We start from the raw sequence: 18,290 nt of genomic DNA on the forward strand, positions 1-18,290 counted from the left end.
TTAGGATGAAAGAGGTGCATTTAATGAAGCTTGATAAATACAAAACTTTATTGTTTCAAAAGATTAAGAATCAAATGACTCTTTGGTTTGAACAGGAAGCGGAAACTCCTGTGAACAACGAAGATGTTTACCGTTTCCTTCACTCCATCAAGGGGACAGCAGGAACTCTGCAGCTTGTCGGACTCCATCAGGTGGCAGGCAAACTGATGGACCAGGTGGAAAAGAGCAGCGAAAAAATCTGGGGAAACCGGGAGCTGCGGGATTTTTTATATGAACTGATGGGCCTGAGCTATGAATATGAACATTTCCAAAGAGAAGAGGAGAAACAGAGTCTTCCAAGGGATGAAAATATGCCATTGATCCAGGTGATTGATGATGATGTATCCATGCTGATCCTCCTTAAAGATGCACTGGAAAGCAAGGGCTGGATGGTTATGGCAAATACCGAGCCTGAAAAAGCTGTCGACCAATTCTTTGATATGAATCCCGACTGTCTTATCATCGATGTTAATCTACCGGGCAAAAGCGGGTTCCATGTGCTTGAGGATATTCAGAAGCATACGAATAAAAAGTTTATACCAAAGCTGATGATCAGCATAATGAATGACAGAGAAACGAGAATAAAGGCTTACAGGCTGGGGGCGGATGATTTTATTTCCAAACCTATTGACCTGGAAGAATTCCTTATAAAGGTAGAGCGGCATTTGGACAGGAAACAAATATTTGACCAGTCTGTCCTGATCGATGAATTGACGCAGGTATACAACCGCAGGTTCCTGAAGGATTCTCTTAAACGGTATTTAAAAGAACTAGAACGGAGCAATCAGTATTTTTCTATTGCCGTCCTTGATCTGGATCATTTCAAGCAGGTGAATGATATGTACGGCCATCCGGCCGGAGACCGTATCCTGTCGGAGTTTGCCCAGTATCTGAAGGATCATGTCAGGATTGGAGATATAGTGTTCCGCTATGGAGGAGAGGAATTCATCCTGCTGCTTCCGCGCACCAATGACCATGACAGCAAGGAGGTCGTCTCAAGGCTACTTTCCGGCTTCTCAAGCCGAACGTTCATAGAGGGCGGGGCGGAATTGAAAATGACCTTCTCGGCCGGTGTATATATGGTCCATGATCCTTCTGCTACTGTGGCAGAAGCAATCAAGACGGCTGATCAGGCTTTATATAAAGCAAAACGGAACGGCCGGGCCAGGGTGGAAAGTGCCAATAAATTGATCGGCGGCCATTCAAGGAAGGTTCTGAATGTATCTGTCATTGATGATGATGCAATCATCAGGACCATGCTGATGAAAATCCTGCAATCCATGGAATTCGAGCATACCAGCCTGGATATCCAGGTGTATGAGGATGGACAGAAGTTCCTTCAATCCGGCCGTATGGAGCAGAAAGGGGAGCATTTCCTTATTTTGGACGGAATCATGCCTGTAATGGATGGGACGGAAGTTCTCCAGAAGGTGAAGGAAAATCGGAATGCAAGCCGCGTCCATGTTTTAATGCTGACAGGCAGAAAAACGGAATACGATATTGCCAGGGCACTGAAGCTGGGGGCAGATGATTATGTGACAAAGCCGTTCAGCATCACTGAGCTGCAGGCAAGAATTCATCGCCTGATCCAGAGGATGTCATAATGAGACTAGATCAGGAACTGTTTGTTCTCGCTGCAGCGGCCCTTTCCATTACAGGAATATTGACAGTCATACTGGTGTATCTCGTGATTAGAAAAGCTTTTGAAATAACAGCAAGGCGGAAGGTTGAAGATTGGAAGCAAAAACTGAACCTTCCGCTGTTTTCTTTTTTATATGAAGGGAAGCAGCTGGAGGAAGCTGCCCTGGCTGACCGGGCAAGCCTGCTGGCTGCTGAGGAGCTCCTCGGTCATTATGCGGATATCCTTGAAGGGGAGCAGGAAAAAGAAAATCTTTCTTTTTTTGCAGAGTCCTATCTTAGGGGCCATTATGCCAAAGGACTTCAAAGCAGAAAGTGGAGTACGCGGATAAATTCGCTTTATCATATAGAGGATTTCCATTTGAAAAGTCTGGAGGGAGAAGTACTGCGGATTGCCGAAAGCGGGGGAAGCTCAACTTCTGAAAAAGTCCAGGCCTTCAAGATCCTGGCAGATTTCCAGAGTGAGAATCTATTCATGCTGCTGGATTCCCGGAGTTTGCCGTTCTCGGAATTCGATCTCAGGAATATTCTAATCCGGCTTGATGACAAAGGTTTTGGCCGATTTGTTGAAGGCTTTAGAACTTCTCCGGAAAGACTGCAGTTTGCTGTATTGGATGTGATTGCTGTCAACAAGCAGCTTGGTTATCTTCGTTTTGTGGAAGAGGTGTTCATGTCCGAGGCGGGGGAAATGAGGCTCCGGGCATTGAAGGCATTAGCTTCAATAGGATATACAGAGGATATAGCCCCTTATGAGGAACTCGCTGAATCTTCCAGCTGGCAGGAACGGATGCTTGCCGCCAAGCTTTTCGGCAGCTTAAAAGACGAAGGGCTGCTCCCAAGGCTGGCAGAAATGCTGCACGATTCATCCTGGTATGTAAGATCACAGGCAGGCCAGTCTATCTTGGCTTTTTCAAAGGGGAAAGAAATATTGCAGAAAGTAATTGATAGTTCGCATGATCCTTATGCCAGGGATATGGCTTGGGAATGGATGCAAAAAGGGGAGCGGCACTGATGCTGGCAGTTTTATGGGAGAATGCCGCTTTGTTTTTTGGCTGGTTCATCGCTGTTTATATGGTGATTGTCATCTTTTTTTACACAGTTGTTCTTGCTATTTCGATGGTTCAGCTGCGAAGGGAATACCGTCTTAAGCGCGACCGGATCTATGAGGAATATATGAGTGAGATTTATACAAAGCCTGTTTCCATCATTGTCCCTGCCTATAATGAAGAAGCTGGGATCATCCAGAGTGTCAGGTCCCTTTTGAGCATCAGCTATCCTGAGTATGAGATTCTGGTTGTGAATGACGGATCGAAGGATGGAACACTGGCAAAGATGATAGGGCACTATGAAATGATAAAAGTGGATAAGGCTGTCAGAAAGCAGGTGGAGACAAAGGAGATTAAAGGTATTTACCAGTCCCGCCTGCTGCCTAATTTATACTTGATCGATAAGGAGAATGGAGGAAAAGCCGATGCGCTCAACGCCGGCTTGAATATCTCCCATTATCCTTATATCTGTTCCCTGGACGGGGATTCTGTCCTGGAGCATGATGCGTTCCTTAAGGTGATGAAGCCGATCATTGATTCGAATGAAGAGGTGATTGCATCCGGAGGAAGCATCAGGATTGCGAATGGCTGTGAAATCAAGGATGGAAACCTGCTGAAGGTAGGGCTTGCCAGGGAACCGCTCGTCATCATGCAGATCATTGAATACCTGCGGGCTTTTCTGATGGGCCGCATCGGGCTGAGCCGTCATAATCTGCTGCTGATCATTTCGGGTGCATTTGGCGTTTTTTCAAAACGTTGGGTGCTGGAGGCAGGCGGGTACAGAACCGATACTGTCGGCGAGGATATGGAGCTTGTGGTCAGGATGCACCGGCTTATTAAAGAAAAAGGGCTGAAGAAGCGGATCGTCTATGTCCCCGACCCGGTCTGCTGGACGGAAGTGCCGGAAAGCGCGACTTTCCTGAGGAAGCAGAGGGGCAGGTGGCACAGGGGGCTGTTCGAAAGTTTGTGGACTCACCGGAAGCTGACCTTTAATCCGAAATATGGGGCAATCGGGTTCATCTCCTTCCCGTATTTCTGGGTTGTCGAATTTTTCGGGCCGATTGTCGAGCTGCTTGGCTATGCCTATGTGGTGCTGTCACTGTTCCTTGGGGGGATTTATCTGGAGTTTGCCATTCTGATCTTCCTGCTTTCCTGCCTCTACGGTTCTATTTTTTCAATGGCAGCGGTTTTGCTTGAAGAATGGAGCCTGCGCAAGTATCCGAAGGTGTCTGATTTGCTGAAGCTGTTCTTCTACTCTCTGACAGAAACCTTATGGTATCGCCCTCTAACAGTATTTTGGAGGTGCGAGGGCATCTGGAAGCTGATCAGGGGAGATAAGAGCTGGGGAGAAATGAAACGAAAAGGTGTGTCTGAATGAAAAAAATGTTTACGAAATCACAGGCTGCCGTATTCGGTGTGGTCGTCGGCATTCTTTTGCTCCTGACAAGTCCTTTCTGGCTGTGGCAGCTTGCACCGGACAAGACGCTAGAGGCATTGATCATTGATAAAACCGTGCCTGATGAAACTTACCGGGAGCATAAAGGCCTTGTCTGGATTCTGAACAATGGCAAATGGCAGAGAAGAAATGGCGAACATTATGAGGTAAAGAGCGACTACAGCGGGTTTAAGCCGCTTGGGGAAGATGAATATAAAGTAAAGCCGCTTCCGGAAAATCTTGAAAAATATGATGTCTTTTATCTCGCTGACCAATACGGTGTGTATGAAGAGGAATTTTTCGGCAGCAACAGTCTGGGCGAAAGATCGGACAGCATCTATGGTGGCCTTCAGGCTGAAGAGGCTGACAGGCTAAGGGATGCCCTTATTCATTCAGAAGGAAAGACGCTGATTGCTGAATTCAATACATTTGCAGACCCGACAGATGATGCTGCCCGGGAGAAAATCACCTCGCTCCTGAATATCAGCTGGAGCGGCTGGATAGGCAGATATTTTCCTGACCTGTCATCTGATGAAGTCCCTGTCTGGGTGAAGGAACAGGAAAAGAGCTGGGATTATGAAGGCCCTGGCCTTGTACTGGTCAACAAAGACAATCATATTGTGGTATTCGGCGAAGAGGACCTCGAGGGAGAAGGTGCCCTTTTCAGCTACACCGAAGCAGGGGCTGAGAAGCTGGGTGCAGAGGGGGAGTCCCGCTATTCATACTGGTTTGATATTGTTGAAGCGAATAACCAGGAGGAAGTACTGGCAACCTATCAGCTTCCCCTTAAAAAGGAAGCAGAAAAAGAACTGGAGGGATACGGGATCCCATCCGTCATCCCGGCTGTCATCCAGCATGTGAATGCAAAATATTCTTCCTATTATTTTGCAGGTGACTTTGCGGATGAAGCGGAGGTTCCCGGTATTTATCAGACAAAGGGTCTCGATGTCTGGAAAGGGAATTTCAGCTCACGGGATTCTTTCTATTGGAATACGTATGTCCCGTTGATGAAAACAATCCTGGAAAGAGGCACCGGCCTGCATCATGAGCAGGAAAAGCCGGAAATTGCCGGGCAGAACGGGATCATAACGAACAGCAGGACCGGAAGCGAGTATATTCAAGTCCGTAAAGGCGGCAAGTGGGAAAATCTCCTGATTAAAGGCGTTAACATGGGCATAGCAAAGCCAGGCTCTTTTCCAGGGGAAACGGCCATTACGAAAGATGAATATCTCCGCTGGTTCAAGGCAATAGGAGCCATGAACAGTAATGCCGTACGTGTTTATACCCTCCATCCGCCAGGTTTCTATGAAGCTTTTTATGAATATAATCAAACTGCTGAACACCCGCTGTATTTATTCCATGGAGCGTGGGTGAACGAAGAGAATCTTGTCAGTGAACAAAATGCCTACAGCAGACTTGTAACAGATTATTTTAAAACTGAATTGAAGCATATGGTGGATATTATCCACGGAAACGCAAGCCTGCCGGAACGGCCGGGCCATGCTTCAGGGGAATATAAGTATGATATATCGGAGTATGTGCTGGGATTCATGATCGGGATCGAGTGGGATCCTGAAGCAGTCTTACAGACAAATGCAGGCAATGAAGGGAAGGGCTCTTTTTCCGGGAAATATTTTCAGACTGAAAATGCCTCCCCGTTCGAAGGCTGGATCGCCCGGATGATGGATTATACGGCAGAGTACGAATCAGGGCAATATGGATGGCAGCATACAATGAGCTTTACAAACTGGGTGACCACTGATCTTCTGGACCATCCGGCCGAGCCTTCGGAGGATGAAGACAAAGCAGTGGTGGATCCGAATCATATCCTGCCGGCGGAAGGATTTATAGCCGGGATGTTTGCTTCCTACCATATCTATCCTTACTATCCCGATTTCCTGAATTATGAAAAGAAGTATGTGAATTATATAGATTCACAGGGAGAAAAAAATAACTATGCCGGATATCTGAATGATTTAAAAAAGGTCCACTCTATGCCAGTCCTGGTGGCTGAGTTCGGCGTTCCTGCTTCAAGGGGAATGACTCATGAAAATGTAGACGGGATGGACCAGGGGCATCATTCGGAAGAAGAGCAGGGGGAAATAAACAAACGCCTCTTCGAATCTATTATGGATGAAGGCTACGCCGGCGGCCTTGTATTTACTTGGCAGGATGAGTGGTTCAAGCGTACTTGGAATACGATGGATTATGACAATCCTGACAGGCGGCCGTTCTGGTCCAATATGCAGACGAACGAGCAGCACTTTGGGCTGCTGGCGTTTGAGCCCGGCAAATATGAAGCTGGCATCTATCCGGATGGTCTTACAGGCGATTGGGATAAGCTTGGTGCAGAGCCCCTCTTTAAAAGCAGCCAAAAAGAAGATGCAATAAAGGCTTTATATGCGGCATCAAATGAAGAATACCTTTATCTCCGCCTCGACTACAGCAGGCCTCTGGATTGGGGAAGGGACAGCACGCATCTGCTGCTTGATACTATCAAGGATCAGGGGCAGAGAACTGTCCCGCTTGGAAACGAAGCTGAAGCTGCTGCCGATTTCGGGGTCGATTATTCTATTAATCTTACAGGGGAAGATACATCGAATATGATGGTAGACAGCTATTATGACACTTTCTATTATCAGTACGGAGAGCTGCTGAATATGCTCCCGGAAAGACCATATGCAGCTCAAAAGGATAATGGGATTTTCCATCCGATCAGATTGGCTTTGAATAAAGAACTGACGATTCCATCTACCGGAAAAACCCTTCCGTTTTCTTCTTATGAAACAGGGAAACTTATGTTCGGCAATGCCAATCCGGAAAGTGAAGATTTCAACTCCCTGACCGATATAAGTATAAGTGATGACAGGAAAACGCTGGAGCTGAGGATTCCGTGGCTGCTCCTGAATGTAAAGGATCCAAGCAGCCGGGAAATACAGGGAGACCTTTGGCAATCCGGCCTATCCGGAAGCAGCATCATCGAGTCTATCACAATAGGTGCAGCCGTCACAGAAAATGGAAAATTGGCAGGCACCGCTCCGGCAATGACTGATGGAGTAATAAAGGAAGAAGATTCTTTCAAATATTCCTGGAAAAGCTGGGAGGAGCCGCAATACCATGAAAGGCTAAAGCAGTCCTACTGGATCATGAAAGATGCATTCAGTAAAGCAGCTGCTGGAGGAGGAGCGAAATGAACAGAATTTTACTGGCAGAAGATGAAGATATATTGAGAATGCTGATTGTGGATACGCTGGAAGACGGCGATTTCGAAGTGGATGAGGCAGCAGATGGACAGGAGGCGCTGGATTTATTTCAGTCAGGAGATTACAGCCTCCTGATCATTGATTATATGATGCCTGTATACACGGGGCTTGAGGTCATCGAAAAGATAAGGGCCAATAGTGAAAAAAATCATGTCAAGATTCTCATGCTGTCAGCAAAAAGCCAGCAGTTTGAGCAGGACAGGGTGCTGGAAGCAGGGGCCGATTATTTTATGGCCAAGCCGTTCAGCCCGCTGGAGCTCCTTGAAAAGGTAGAGGAAATACTGAATGAAAATCAATGATTATTTTAAAAAGAGCCTATCGAGGCAGTTTGCCGGGTTAATGGGTGTCTTTATTTTCTTTTTCATTGCCGGAACGATTGTGCTGGTCATCCTGCAGCAGAACCTCAGCGATTCTTATAATGAAAAGCGGGCTGAACTCGTTAAAAAGGAAGCGCTCGTCCAGGAAATCGACAGTACCTTCAATCGTGTATTCTTCGATGTAAGAGGCTATTTGGCATTTGACAACGATGATATGAGGATCAGCGCACAGTCAAAGCAGCCGGAGCTGAGAAAGATGGGGAAGCAGCTGGATGAACTTGCTGCCTCCCAGGATGATAAGGCATATGCGAGAGAAGTAAGGGAGTTTATTGATTACTATTTTATTGAAAAACTGCCTGCTACGGTAAACTATTTTGAAACCGGGAGAATAGAAGAGGTCAAGAGATTGGCAAGCACCGGAGCGACTGCGAGGGTAAATACTTTCCAGGATGATTCGCTTAAATATCTGCAGGGAATAAATGACCAGCTTAATGAAGAAGCGGAAGGCCTGATGGAGAAGCAATCTTATATCCAGATGGGCTTTGTCTTATTCAGCTTTGTCATCCTTGTCCTTTTGGCACGGATTACCCGGGTAATGTTCCGTAGAGTCGGACAGCCGCTTGCTGACTTTGCAGCTGCTGCCAATGAGATTGCGGCAGGGCGCGAAGCAGTGATAACCGTCGAATCCAGCAGAGAGGATGAACTCGGCGCATTATCGGTCGCATTCCAGAAAATGGTCTGGAGTGTGCAGGACAAAGAACAGGACCTGACTGCCCAGAATGAAGAGCTGCTCGCCCAGCAGGATGAGCTCCAGGCCCAGCAGACTGAGCTGGAGGAGATGCTCGAAGCTTTGCGCGAGAACGAGCTGAAGCTGAAGCGGAGGAATGACTTGACGAATGGAATTTCCAGCTCCCTGGACCTTCAGAGCATCCTTGACAGCATTGTGGTCAATATGTGCGGAATCATCAGTGCCGATAGAGGGATGATCGGACTTCTGAACACAAAGGCAGCAGCGGCTTACGCCATTTCAGCATCAGGTGTGGAGCAGTTTATGGACCACATTGAAAACGGGCTTCACGAAAGGCTGATCCAGTCAAAAAAATCCTTTGCCATAAAAAGGGAGCTGCTGGCTGGAGAAAAGGGTTATCATGAGGAAGTGTCCTACAGCTATGATTTATATCTGCCAGTCATTTCCTCCAAGGACGAGGTTATAGCAGTGATGCTGTTCAGCCGCTTCGGATCTCCATTCTCGGAGAAGCAGATGGATGAATATGAAGCATTATCCAGGCAGGTAGGAATCAGTCTGGACAATATCAGCTTATACAGCCAGTCAGAGGAAGAACGGAAGCTTAACAAAGATATCCTGAATACAGTCCAGGAGGGCATCCAGATGGTGAGCCGCTCAGGGGCCATCCTGCAGGCGAACCGCCAGCTGGAAGAGATGTTCACCTGCCCGGGTGCTGCCGGAAGGCTGGAAAATCTCCCATGGGAAATTTGGTCGGCCGAAATGGCAAATAAGGTTGAGCAGCCTGATGAATTTTTGGCTTTCCTTCAAAATGCGGTTCATAGTGACAGCTGTGAGATGGAGAGCATCATCTATCAAATGAAGCAAACGGGGCAGGTCATCAAAATGTACTGCGAAGGCCTCGGGCAGGAAGATGAAAGGATCGGCACCGTGCTGGTGCATCGCGACATAACAAAAGAATTTGAAGTCGATCAAATGAAGTCTGAGTTTGTGAGCACTGTCAGCCATGAGCTGCGCACACCGCTCGCGAGCATCCTCGGCTTCACCGAACTGATGCTGAACAGAGAGCTGAAGCCTGATAAGCAGAAAAAATATTTGACGACCATTTATAATGAAGCCAGGAGGCTGACTTCCCTCATCAATGATTTCCTTGATGTCCAGCGGATGGAAGCCGGAAAACAGACATATGAGAAGAAATATCTCAGGCTCCTGCCAATCATTGAGCAGGTTATAGAAAAACAGCAGATCAATACAGATATCCACAAGATAAAAATTGATGACCGTTCTATAGGAAATGATGTGATCCTGGGAGATAAGAGCAAGGTGGAGCAGGTATTCACCAATCTGATCTCCAATGCTGTCAAATATTCTCCAGGCGGCGGGGATATAATCATCAGGCTCTATCAGGAAGATAAGTCTGTTCTGGCAGAAGTGGAAGATAAGGGCCTCGGTATACCGGAGGATGCGCTGGATAAACTGTTCACCAAATTCTACCGTGTGGATAATTCCGACAGGAGAAGGATCGGCGGTACAGGGCTCGGGCTCTCGATTGTCCAGGAAATCATGAAGGCGCACAGCGGCAGCATTTCCGTTGCCTCAAGTTATGGAAAAGGAAGCATCTTCACACTCTCATTTCCTCTGATTGAAACTGCTGAGGAACCAGGGGCTATATCAGTGCCGAAAGCCTCTGCAGAAGGCTACCGCGTTATGGTAGTGGAAGATGACCAAAGCCTGGCGGAGCTGATTATCCAGGAGCTGTCTGACAGCGGTTTCCAGGTAGTTCATTATAAAAGGGGACAGGAAGCCCTGGATTTTCTTGCCCTCCATACACCTGATGCGATCGTGCTTGATATCATGCTGGAGGAAGAACAGGTGGATGGCTGGAGGATCATGGAGCAGATAAAGGAAAATGACAGGCTTAAGAACATACCTATCATTGTTTCCACGGCTCTTGATGAAAAAGAAAAAGGCTTTTCGCTTGGTGCGAATGATTATTTGGTCAAGCCTTACAAGCCGAGCCAGCTGTCCAGGGCAATCATGCAGACTCTCCTCAAAATCGGCAAGGTTGGGCAGATTCTCATTCCTGAAAAATAAGAACAGACAAACAAGCACCCCGGCTGCAGGTTCTGCCTGCAGATTGAGGGTGCTTGTTTGCTGTCCCAGCCTCATTTTTATATAGTAGTCCTCTTAGATAGAAGCAATCTTAACCAAGCTGCAGTGCGCATATATTTGCGCAAGAGCTCATATATAAGAAGTGCTTTAAAATATATTGCAAGAAAGGAGGATATCCAGGCAATCCCGATTTGACAGATGGGAATATATGAAATAAAGTGTGTTTATAGAAAATATTAGGAGGGATAGTATGTCTGCGGTATATATTATAGTGAATATTGCCATTATGCTTTTATTGATTTATGGGCTATATGTGATGCAGAAAAAACATATATCGTTCTCCAAGCGTGTATTCACTGCACTTGGAGCGGGGATTATATTCGGCTTTGCCCTGCAGTTCATTTACGGATCCGGTTCGGAAGTAATCGCCGAGTCGGCTGAGTGGTTCAATCTTGCCGGGGGAGGATATGTCAGATTTCTGCAAATGATTGTCATGCCGCTCGTCTTTATTTCAATCCTGGCTGCTTTTACGAAACTGAAGCTGACCAATAATATTGGAAAAATCAGCACCCTGATCCTTGGGATCCTGGTTGGGACCACGGCAATTGCGGCTGCTGTCGGCATCACTGCCGCGCTTGGCTTTGATCTGGAGGCAGTGCAGATTACACAGGGAGAAGCGGAATCTGCAAGGGCTGAACAGCTTGAGCAGCGGTACGGGGAAATTCAGGACCGCACTTTCCCGCAGCAAATACTGGTTCTTCTGCCTGCCAATCCATTTCTGGATTTCACAGGTGCGCGGCCTACGTCCACCATTTCTGTTGTTATATTTGCCGCCTTCCTGGGGATTGCCTATCTTGGCGTAAAACGGAAAACACCTGAGCATGCGGAGCTTTTTGCGAGAATAGTAGATTCTTTTTACAGCATTATCATGAGGGTCGTTACATTGATTCTCCGCCTTACGCCATACGGGGTTCTGGCCATCATGGCAAAGACCGCGGCTACCAGCGATCTTGATAGCATCCTGAATCTTGGCAAATTTGTCGTTGCTTCCTATGCAGCTCTCATTGTTATGTTCCTGATTCACCTGCTGCTGCTGATATTGGCAGGCCTGAATCCTGTCACTTACATGAAAAAAGCTTTCCCTGTCCTGGCTTTTGCCTTCACATCCAGGACGAGTGCTGGAGCACTGCCGCTGAATATTAAAACTCAGCGGTCACTCGGGGTATCTGAAGGGATAGCCAACTTCTCAGGTTCATTCGGCCTTACTATCGGCCAAAACGGATGTGCCGGAATTTATCCGGCGATGCTGGCAGTCATGATTGCGCCTACAGTAGGGATCGACCCTCTTTCACCGTCATTCCTGCTGTCTGTCATCGCCATCGTCGCCATCAGTTCTTTTGGCGTAGCAGGCGTAGGCGGCGGAGCTACCTTTGCGGCACTGCTTGTCCTTTCAGCACTCAATCTGCCGGTAGGGCTTGCAGGCCTGCTCATTTCCATCGAGCCCCTCATTGATATGGGGCGGACAGCGGTCAATGTATCCGGAAGCATGACATCCGGCATTCTCACAAGCCGTTTGACTGGGGACATTGATACTGCAGCTTATAATGATGCTGCTAATAAAATTGAAGCAGAAGCTTGATTGGAAAGGCCGGGGGGCTCCCTCGGCTTTTTCTGTATAAAAACGAAATGAGTGGCAGAAGAACGCATGTCCCATTACAATTAAGGAAAAAAAGGAGTTCGGACGTGAAAATGGATAACTTTGAAGAATATGAAGATCCTGTTTTATATGATATTGAGAACAGCTGGACAGGGGAGCTGCATCTGCTGCTGGAGCTTTTGGAAGGTAAAAGGGGGCCGGTCATCGACCTGGCATGCGGGACAGGGAGGCTCGCTATCCCGCTGGCTGAAAAGGGTTTTGAAGTGACAGGCGTCGATATACATAAAGGCATGCTCGGCAGGGCGGCTGAAAAAGCGAAAGGGCTTCCCATCAAATGGATCTGCGGGGATGTAAGATCGGTGGATCTGGATTTGAAGTCTGGGCTAGTTTACATGTCCGGCAATTCCTTTCAGCATTTTTTGACCAATCAAGACCAGAACAGACTGCTGGAAGCCGTTGTAAACCATCTGGACAAAAGCGGGCTGTTTATCTTCGATACCCGTTTTCCTTCTGCAGAAGAATTGCTTCAGCCTGAAGGAGAGGAATATTGGAAAACCATCACTGGAAAAAGCGGGGAGCAAATAAAGGTTTCTACGATAAGCAAATACGACAAGTTAACACAGATCCAGCATTACCAGACAATCCGAAGGAGCGATCTGGAAGAGACAGTAAAGAATATTTTTCTGAGATATACATATCCGCAGGAAATGGAACGTCTGCTTGAAAGCTGCCGCCTGGAGATAATCCAGGTCTATGGAGGCTGGGACAAAAGGGCGCTGACTGCCCGGTCTGAATCCTTGGTCTATGTATGCAAACTGGCTGAAGAAGCCTGATACAGGCTCCTTCAGCCAGTTTGCCGGGGCTATGCCCCTGCTGCTGAATGCCGGCCCCGATTCATCATGATCGTCAGGATTGCCACACTGATGATGGTCAGGAACGAATAGAAAAAATGCGTCCATCCGACTGCTTTGATTCCTGATGAAATAATCAGCGCATCCATCATAAAGATGATCAGACCCACATTGACAGAAAATGCTTTTGAGAGAAGCTGTGCAAGCAGATCAGAGCCGCATGTGCTTGTGTCATACCGGAGCATGAGTCCGATTCCGCAGCCGACCAGTATTCCTCCAATAACAGCGCTTGGCAGTATCCCCAGCGGCATGGTTCCTTTGATAGGTTCAAAGAGGTCAATAAAAATAGAGGAAGCCAGCAGACCGGACAAACTGTAAAAGAAATACTTGCGGTGATAAAACCAGGCCACTGTATAAACAGGGATGCTGAGGCATACCAAAGACAGGCCCGGGGGGAAATCATAATAATAGTGCAGAATCAGGCCAAGCCCGATAAAACCGCCATCCAGCAGATGATGAGGAATGATGAAGCCATTGATGCCAATCCCCATTAGAAAGCTTCCCATTATGATAGCAGTCATTTTATGTACCATCTCTCACATCACCTTATCTTGTCCTGTCCTATAAAGAAAAGTATGTGCGAATTGTACATTTAGAACGTCACCTTAAGGGTCATAAATTGAAAGCTGAGACTGGAAGGCTTCTGTTCAATCCTGCTCCTGCAGCTGCTGACAAGGCAGTAATTTTCAGTAGAAGAGGGAGGAAAATAACAGGAAGATACAGCCCGTACTCCTATATTTGTCGGGCGCTGCTGCCCATGTTCCAAAAGTTGGTAATGGGTGATTGGTATCTTTTCGCGAAAATATCAGCTATAATGCCCACTATATAAGAAAATTATAGAAATAGCCCTTATCAGGAGGGCGAAAGGGGACGGATCATGAAGAAGATTAAATGGACGATGCTGGCAGTCTTGACCGCTGCCGTTTTAACTGCTTGCGGCGGGAACGAGGACAATGCTCAATCAGAAGATAAGAATGCAAGCAAGCAGGAAGAGAAGAGCCAGGAGGCCAGCATGAAGGAAATGCAGGAAAAACTGGACAAGCAAAAAGTCGATGAAAAAGAAACCGTTGCTGTTGTCAATGATGATAAAATTCTGGGCAAGGATTTTAACGGTATGCTCCAGAATGCTCAAATGAGCTACCAGATGAGCGGACAGGATCCAACTACCAAGGAAGCCTCAGAACAAATTAAGCAGCAGACAATAGACAGCCTGGTCGGACAAAGCTTAATCATGCAGGAAGCCGCTGAAAAAGGCTACAAGGCCTCAGAAGAAGAGGTGCAGGGCCAGCTGGATGAAATAAAGAAACAATACGAAGGCGATGACAAGAAATTTGCCGCTGCCCTAAAGGATGCGGGATTGACTGAAGAAGAGCTGAAGGGGCAAATCAGCGATTCTATCGTATCAAATAAGTATATCGATAAAGAAATTAAAGCAGATGCCGCTACAGAAGAAGAAGTAAAAGCATATTATGATCAAGTGAAAGCATCAACACCTGAAGGGCAATCAGTTCCGGAATACGAAGAAATAAAAACAAAAATCCAGGAACAGCTTAACGACCAAAAGAAACAGGAAGTACTGGTCAAACAGGTTGAAGATCTGAAAAAGGATGCCAAGGTTGAAGTACTGATATAAAAGAAAGAGCAGCTGCATATGCAGCTGCTCTTTTTGTCATTTCGATTGGTCCAGCTCCAAAGCCTAGCCCCTCGAGTCATAAGCCACGCCAGAATTAAAGGCAAAGAACGCCTTTTATTCTGGCGCGTCTTATGCTTGTCGGGGCTGAGCAAGGCTTTTCCGCATTTCGATTTGTCCAGCTCCGGCTCCTAGGTGCTCGAGTCATAAGCCACTTTGGAACCGAAGGCAAAGAACGCCTTCAATTCCAAAGCGTCTTATGCTTGTCGCACCTGAACAGTGCCTCCGCATTTCTATCAATGCGGCAAAAACGCCAGCTGATAAAAGAACAATACGGCAAAAAGGTAAACAAGCGGGTGGACGTCGCGCCATTTTCCTTTTACGATTTTCATCAGCGGGTAGGAGATGAAGCCAAGTGCGATGCCTGTTGCGATGCTTGATGTCAGCGGCATGCTCAGGATGATCAGGAAGGCAGGGAATGCTTCATCCAGCTCATTCCATTTAATATGCGAAATGCTCCCCATCATCAGGCTGCCGACAATGATCAGTGCTGGTGCAGTGATGGCCGAAAGTCCGGATACCGCGCTTACGAGCGGACCGAAAAAGGCTGCAAGGACAAACAGACCAGCTACAGTCAGGGAGGTCAGGCCGGTCCGGCCGCCTGCGGCTACTCCTGAAGAAGATTCAATATATGCGGAGGTCGGGCTTGTACCGAACATTGCACCGATTGTGGTAGCGATGCTGTCAGAAAGAAGCGCCTCCCTCGCCCGCGGCATGGTATTGCCTTTCATGAGCCCGGCCTGCTGGGCCACGCCGATCATTGTTCCTGTTGTATCGAAGATCGTAACAAGCAGGAAAGAGAAGACGACTGCATACAGACTATGCTGGAAGACTTCCGCAAATGCTGACAGCGGATTGGCAATGATCAGGCCATCAGGAAGTGACGGCAGTGAAACAAATCCTTGCTCAAAGCTGAGCTGGCCGGTGAAAAAGGCAATCAGTCCGGTAGCGATCATTCCGAAAAACATTGCGCCATTTACATTCAATACCATAAGGACGAGTGTGACGGCCAGGCCGATAAGCGCAAGCACGGCAGATGGCTGATGAAGGTCCCCAAGTGCTACCAGATTGGTCGGATGGCTTGTAATGATGCCCGTAAGCCGCAGTCCGATAAAGGCAATGAACAAGCCGATCCCGGCCGTGATGCCATGCTTCAGATTTTCAGGAATCGCTTCAATCAGCTTCTTCCGGAAAGGGGTCAATGACAGGATGATAAAGATGATCCCGGCAACGAAAACGGCTGCAAATGCCGTCATATAATCAATATTTCCATGAGTGCCCACAACTGAATAGGCGAAATACGCATTCAAGCCCATTCCAGGGGCGATGGCTATCGGGTAATTGGCGAACAGGGCCATCCACAATGTCCCGGCAACAGCAGCAATGATGGTCGCTGTGAATACTTGCTCAAAAGGAACACCTGCATCTGAAAGGATGACAGGATTGACGACTACAATATAAACCATCGTCAAAAACGTTGTGATGCCTGCTAGAACCTCTGTTTTCACATTGGTTTGATAATCTTTAAGTTTAAACATAAAAAACCTCCGGAAATACGAACATTTAAAAAGCACAAATAATATAATATTCGTTTTTATAATGAAATTCAAGTGCTAATCATTATTATTCTGTAAAATGCCTGAATGCATTCGGTTTCACATAAACTTCAGCTTAAAACTGGTACCGGGAAAAAATTTAAATAATTTGAAAATGGGTTGATTATTGTATCCTGCAGACTTTACACTTATTTCAATTACTGAATGGGGGAATTTTGCATGTATGCAGAATTGCAGGGACTGACAATCTTTGAACAGGCGGAAAAGCTGACAGCAGAGCTCATCAAGCGGGATAGCTATACCAATACAGACGGTGAAAGAAAGAAGGCAGAATTTATTAAGGAGATCATCGGCACCTTTCCATATTTCAAAACCCGCCCAAGTTTTTGCTGGGAGCAGAAGATTGAAGCGGACCCTTTTTCCAGGAAAAATGTATTTGCTTTTATTAAAGGAAAGGGAAAGCAGACAATCCTCTATCATGCCCATTTTGATACGGTAGGGATTGAAGACTATGGCACATTAAAGCCCATTGCCCATGATCCGGACGGGCTGCAGGCTTTCTTTGCGCAATATGAAGCAGATATGGAGCTTTGTAGTGATGCAAGATCAGGTGAATGGCTTTTTGGCCGAGGGGCGCTTGATATGCAAAGCGGAATTGCTGTCCACCTGGCAAATCTCCTTTATTTTTCAGAGCATCCAGAGGAGCTTGACGGGAATTTGCTGGTCCTCTTCAATGCGGATGAAGAAGGCCAGCACACAGGCATTCGGGCTGCACTGGGGGAACTGCTCCGGCTCAAAGCAGAGCACGGGCTTCAATACCGGGCCAGCATCAATAATGACTTCATCTCCCCTCTGTTCGACGGAGACAGCAGAAAGTATATCTATGCAGGAACTGCCGGCAAGCTGCTGCCGTGTTTTTATATTGCAGGGAGAGAAGCGCATGCAGGCGAAAGCCTTGCAGGGCTTGACCCGACGATTGTAGCATCAGAGCTCAATCTAAGGATCAGCCAGAACTTCAATCTTGCGGAAAAGGTAGAAGATGAATTAATCCTGCCGCCGAGCTGCTTATATATGAAAGATGACAAAAAAAGCTATGATGTCCAGACAGCCGTAAGCTGCAAGCTGTATTTTAATTATTTTATCTATAATAAATCGCCTGTAGAGCTGATGAAGGAATTGAAGATGATTGCAATGGAAGCGTGCACTGACGCTGAGAGGAGGCTGTCGGAGAGCTATGAGCTTTATCGGCGCACCAATAGCCTTCCCAGGGGAGGTCATGACTGGGGAATGGAGGTCATCACCTTTTCGGAAATGGTCCATTATCTTGATGGACTAGGGCTCGATCCTGTGAAAGCTGTGAGGGATAGCATTAAAGAAGCGGGAGAGTATGAAAATGATGAGCGGATGCTTGCATTCGCAGCTGTCGAGGCACTTCACCGGCTTGATCCCGAGAAAAAGCCGAGAGCAATCCTGTTCTTTGCACCTCCATTCCTTCCTGCGAATCACATTGAGGGTGGAATCATCCTGAGCTGTCTAGAAGAAGTGCTTAGAGAGGAGGAGATGCTGACAGGCGAGGAATTTAAACTGAGAAAGTATTTCCCTTACCTGTCTGATGCCAGCTTTCTTTCATACAGCGGGTCAGATAATGAAATTGGCTTGTTAAAGCAGAATTTCCCGGCAATGGACAAGCTCTTTCCCGTCCCGCTGGGAGAAATGAAAACACTGAATATTCCTTCCCTGAATATCGGAGTCTATGGAAAGGGAGGACATAAATGGACAGAAAGAGTCTACAAGCCATATACCTTTGGCATTCTGCCTGACCTGATCAGAAAGCTGACTGTCAGGCTGCTTCAAAGCGGCTGATCATAAGTCCCGTTCTTT

Annotated in this window: 12 protein-coding genes; 10 read left to right on the forward strand and 2 right to left on the reverse strand. The window is 47.1% G+C overall.

Annotated elements, in window-relative coordinates; all coding sequences use genetic code 11:
- The first annotated feature begins 23 nt into the window (after nt 1–23).
- The 8 genes from N288_RS05675 to N288_RS05710 all read left to right on the forward strand — a co-directional run bounded on the left by N288_RS05675 (nt 24) and on the right by N288_RS05710 (nt 13,085).
- Nucleotides 24–1,643 carry a diguanylate cyclase gene (locus N288_RS05675; RefSeq protein ID WP_035403109.1) on the forward strand — a complete coding sequence of 540 codons (1,620 nt, stop codon included), beginning with the start codon at nt 24–26 and terminating at the stop codon, nt 1,641–1,643.
- On the forward strand, nt 1,643–2,689 hold the full coding sequence (locus tag N288_RS05680; RefSeq protein WP_009795026.1) for a HEAT repeat domain-containing protein: 1,047 nt from the start codon (nt 1,643–1,645) through the stop codon (nt 2,687–2,689). Before N288_RS05675 ends, N288_RS05680 begins: the two co-directional genes overlap by 1 nt.
- Nucleotides 2,689–4,101, forward strand: a complete 1,413-nt coding sequence (locus tag N288_RS05685) for a glycosyltransferase family 2 protein (RefSeq protein ID WP_022543525.1) — start codon at nt 2,689–2,691, stop codon at nt 4,099–4,101. The genes N288_RS05680 and N288_RS05685 overlap by 1 nt, the downstream gene beginning before the upstream one ends.
- A complete protein-coding gene (locus N288_RS05690; protein ID WP_009795028.1) occupies nt 4,098–7,352 on the forward strand; it encodes a hypothetical protein in 3,255 nt (1,084 codons plus the stop codon). Before N288_RS05685 ends, N288_RS05690 begins: the two co-directional genes overlap by 4 nt.
- Complete coding sequence (locus N288_RS05695; RefSeq protein ID WP_009795029.1) at nt 7,349–7,720, forward strand: response regulator transcription factor; 372 nt, start codon at nt 7,349–7,351, stop codon at nt 7,718–7,720. Before N288_RS05690 ends, N288_RS05695 begins: the two co-directional genes overlap by 4 nt.
- Nucleotides 7,707–10,577 carry a hybrid sensor histidine kinase/response regulator gene (locus N288_RS05700; protein ID WP_009795030.1) on the forward strand — a complete coding sequence of 957 codons (2,871 nt, stop codon included), beginning with the start codon at nt 7,707–7,709 and terminating at the stop codon, nt 10,575–10,577. Before N288_RS05695 ends, N288_RS05700 begins: the two co-directional genes overlap by 14 nt.
- A 268-nt stretch (nt 10,578–10,845) precedes the next feature.
- Nucleotides 10,846–12,234 carry an L-cystine transporter gene (locus N288_RS05705; protein WP_009795031.1) on the forward strand — a complete coding sequence of 463 codons (1,389 nt, stop codon included), beginning with the start codon at nt 10,846–10,848 and terminating at the stop codon, nt 12,232–12,234.
- 110 nt (nt 12,235–12,344) lie between these two features.
- Nucleotides 12,345–13,085 (forward strand): class I SAM-dependent methyltransferase, encoded by a 741-nt coding sequence (locus N288_RS05710; protein WP_035403173.1) that lies wholly within the window; start codon nt 12,345–12,347, stop codon nt 13,083–13,085.
- A 29-nt stretch (nt 13,086–13,114) separates the two neighbouring features.
- On the opposite strand, the gene N288_RS05715 is transcribed toward N288_RS05710, so the two are convergent.
- Nucleotides 13,115–13,684 (reverse strand): YitT family protein, encoded by a 570-nt coding sequence (locus N288_RS05715; protein ID WP_232217710.1) that lies wholly within the window; start codon nt 13,682–13,684, stop codon nt 13,115–13,117.
- Nucleotides 13,685–14,040: 356 nt separating this feature from the next.
- Here N288_RS05715 and N288_RS05720 point away from each other — a divergent pair, with 356 nt between their 5' ends.
- Nucleotides 14,041–14,796 (forward strand): SurA N-terminal domain-containing protein, encoded by a 756-nt coding sequence (locus N288_RS05720; protein ID WP_009795034.1) that lies wholly within the window; start codon nt 14,041–14,043, stop codon nt 14,794–14,796.
- Nucleotides 14,797–15,089: 293 nt separating this feature from the next.
- On the opposite strand, the gene N288_RS05725 is transcribed toward N288_RS05720, so the two are convergent.
- On the reverse strand, nt 15,090–16,391 hold the full coding sequence (locus tag N288_RS05725; RefSeq protein ID WP_009795035.1) for an NCS2 family permease: 1,302 nt from the start codon (nt 16,389–16,391) through the stop codon (nt 15,090–15,092).
- A gap of 237 nt (nt 16,392–16,628) precedes the next feature.
- On the opposite strand from N288_RS05725, the gene N288_RS05730 reads away from it, so the two are divergent.
- Nucleotides 16,629–18,272 carry a M20/M25/M40 family metallo-hydrolase gene (locus N288_RS05730; RefSeq protein ID WP_022543527.1) on the forward strand — a complete coding sequence of 548 codons (1,644 nt, stop codon included), beginning with the start codon at nt 16,629–16,631 and terminating at the stop codon, nt 18,270–18,272.
- Nucleotides 18,273–18,290 lie beyond the last annotated feature (18 nt).

The organism is Bacillus infantis NRRL B-14911, from assembly GCF_000473245.1.
GTDB classification, from domain to species: Bacteria; Bacillota; Bacilli; order Bacillales; family Cytobacillaceae; genus Bacillus_AB; species Bacillus_AB infantis.

Excerpts from the sequence above, each read along its gene's own strand:
- N288_RS05685 (WP_022543525.1), top strand. The coding sequence starts at position 2,689 with ATGCTGGCAGTTTTATGGGAGAATGCCGCTTTGTTTTTTGGCTGGTTC.
- N288_RS05695 (WP_009795029.1), top strand. The coding sequence starts at position 7,349 with ATGAACAGAATTTTACTGGCAGAAGATGAAGATATATTGAGAATGCTG.
- N288_RS05715 (WP_232217710.1), bottom strand. The coding sequence starts at position 13,684 with ATGACTGCTATCATAATGGGAAGCTTTCTAATGGGGATTGGCATCAAT.
- N288_RS05725 (WP_009795035.1), bottom strand. The coding sequence starts at position 16,391 with ATGTTTAAACTTAAAGATTATCAAACCAATGTGAAAACAGAGGTTCTA.
- N288_RS05675 (WP_035403109.1), top strand. The coding sequence starts at position 24 with ATGAAGCTTGATAAATACAAAACTTTATTGTTTCAAAAGATTAAGAAT.
- N288_RS05700 (WP_009795030.1), top strand. The coding sequence starts at position 7,707 with ATGAAAATCAATGATTATTTTAAAAAGAGCCTATCGAGGCAGTTTGCC.
- N288_RS05680 (WP_009795026.1), top strand. The coding sequence starts at position 1,643 with ATGAGACTAGATCAGGAACTGTTTGTTCTCGCTGCAGCGGCCCTTTCC.
- N288_RS05720 (WP_009795034.1), top strand. The coding sequence starts at position 14,041 with ATGAAGAAGATTAAATGGACGATGCTGGCAGTCTTGACCGCTGCCGTT.
- N288_RS05710 (WP_035403173.1), top strand. The coding sequence starts at position 12,345 with ATGGATAACTTTGAAGAATATGAAGATCCTGTTTTATATGATATTGAG.
- N288_RS05730 (WP_022543527.1), top strand. The coding sequence starts at position 16,629 with ATGTATGCAGAATTGCAGGGACTGACAATCTTTGAACAGGCGGAAAAG.
- N288_RS05690 (WP_009795028.1), top strand. The coding sequence starts at position 4,098 with ATGAAAAAAATGTTTACGAAATCACAGGCTGCCGTATTCGGTGTGGTC.
- N288_RS05705 (WP_009795031.1), top strand. The coding sequence starts at position 10,846 with ATGTCTGCGGTATATATTATAGTGAATATTGCCATTATGCTTTTATTG.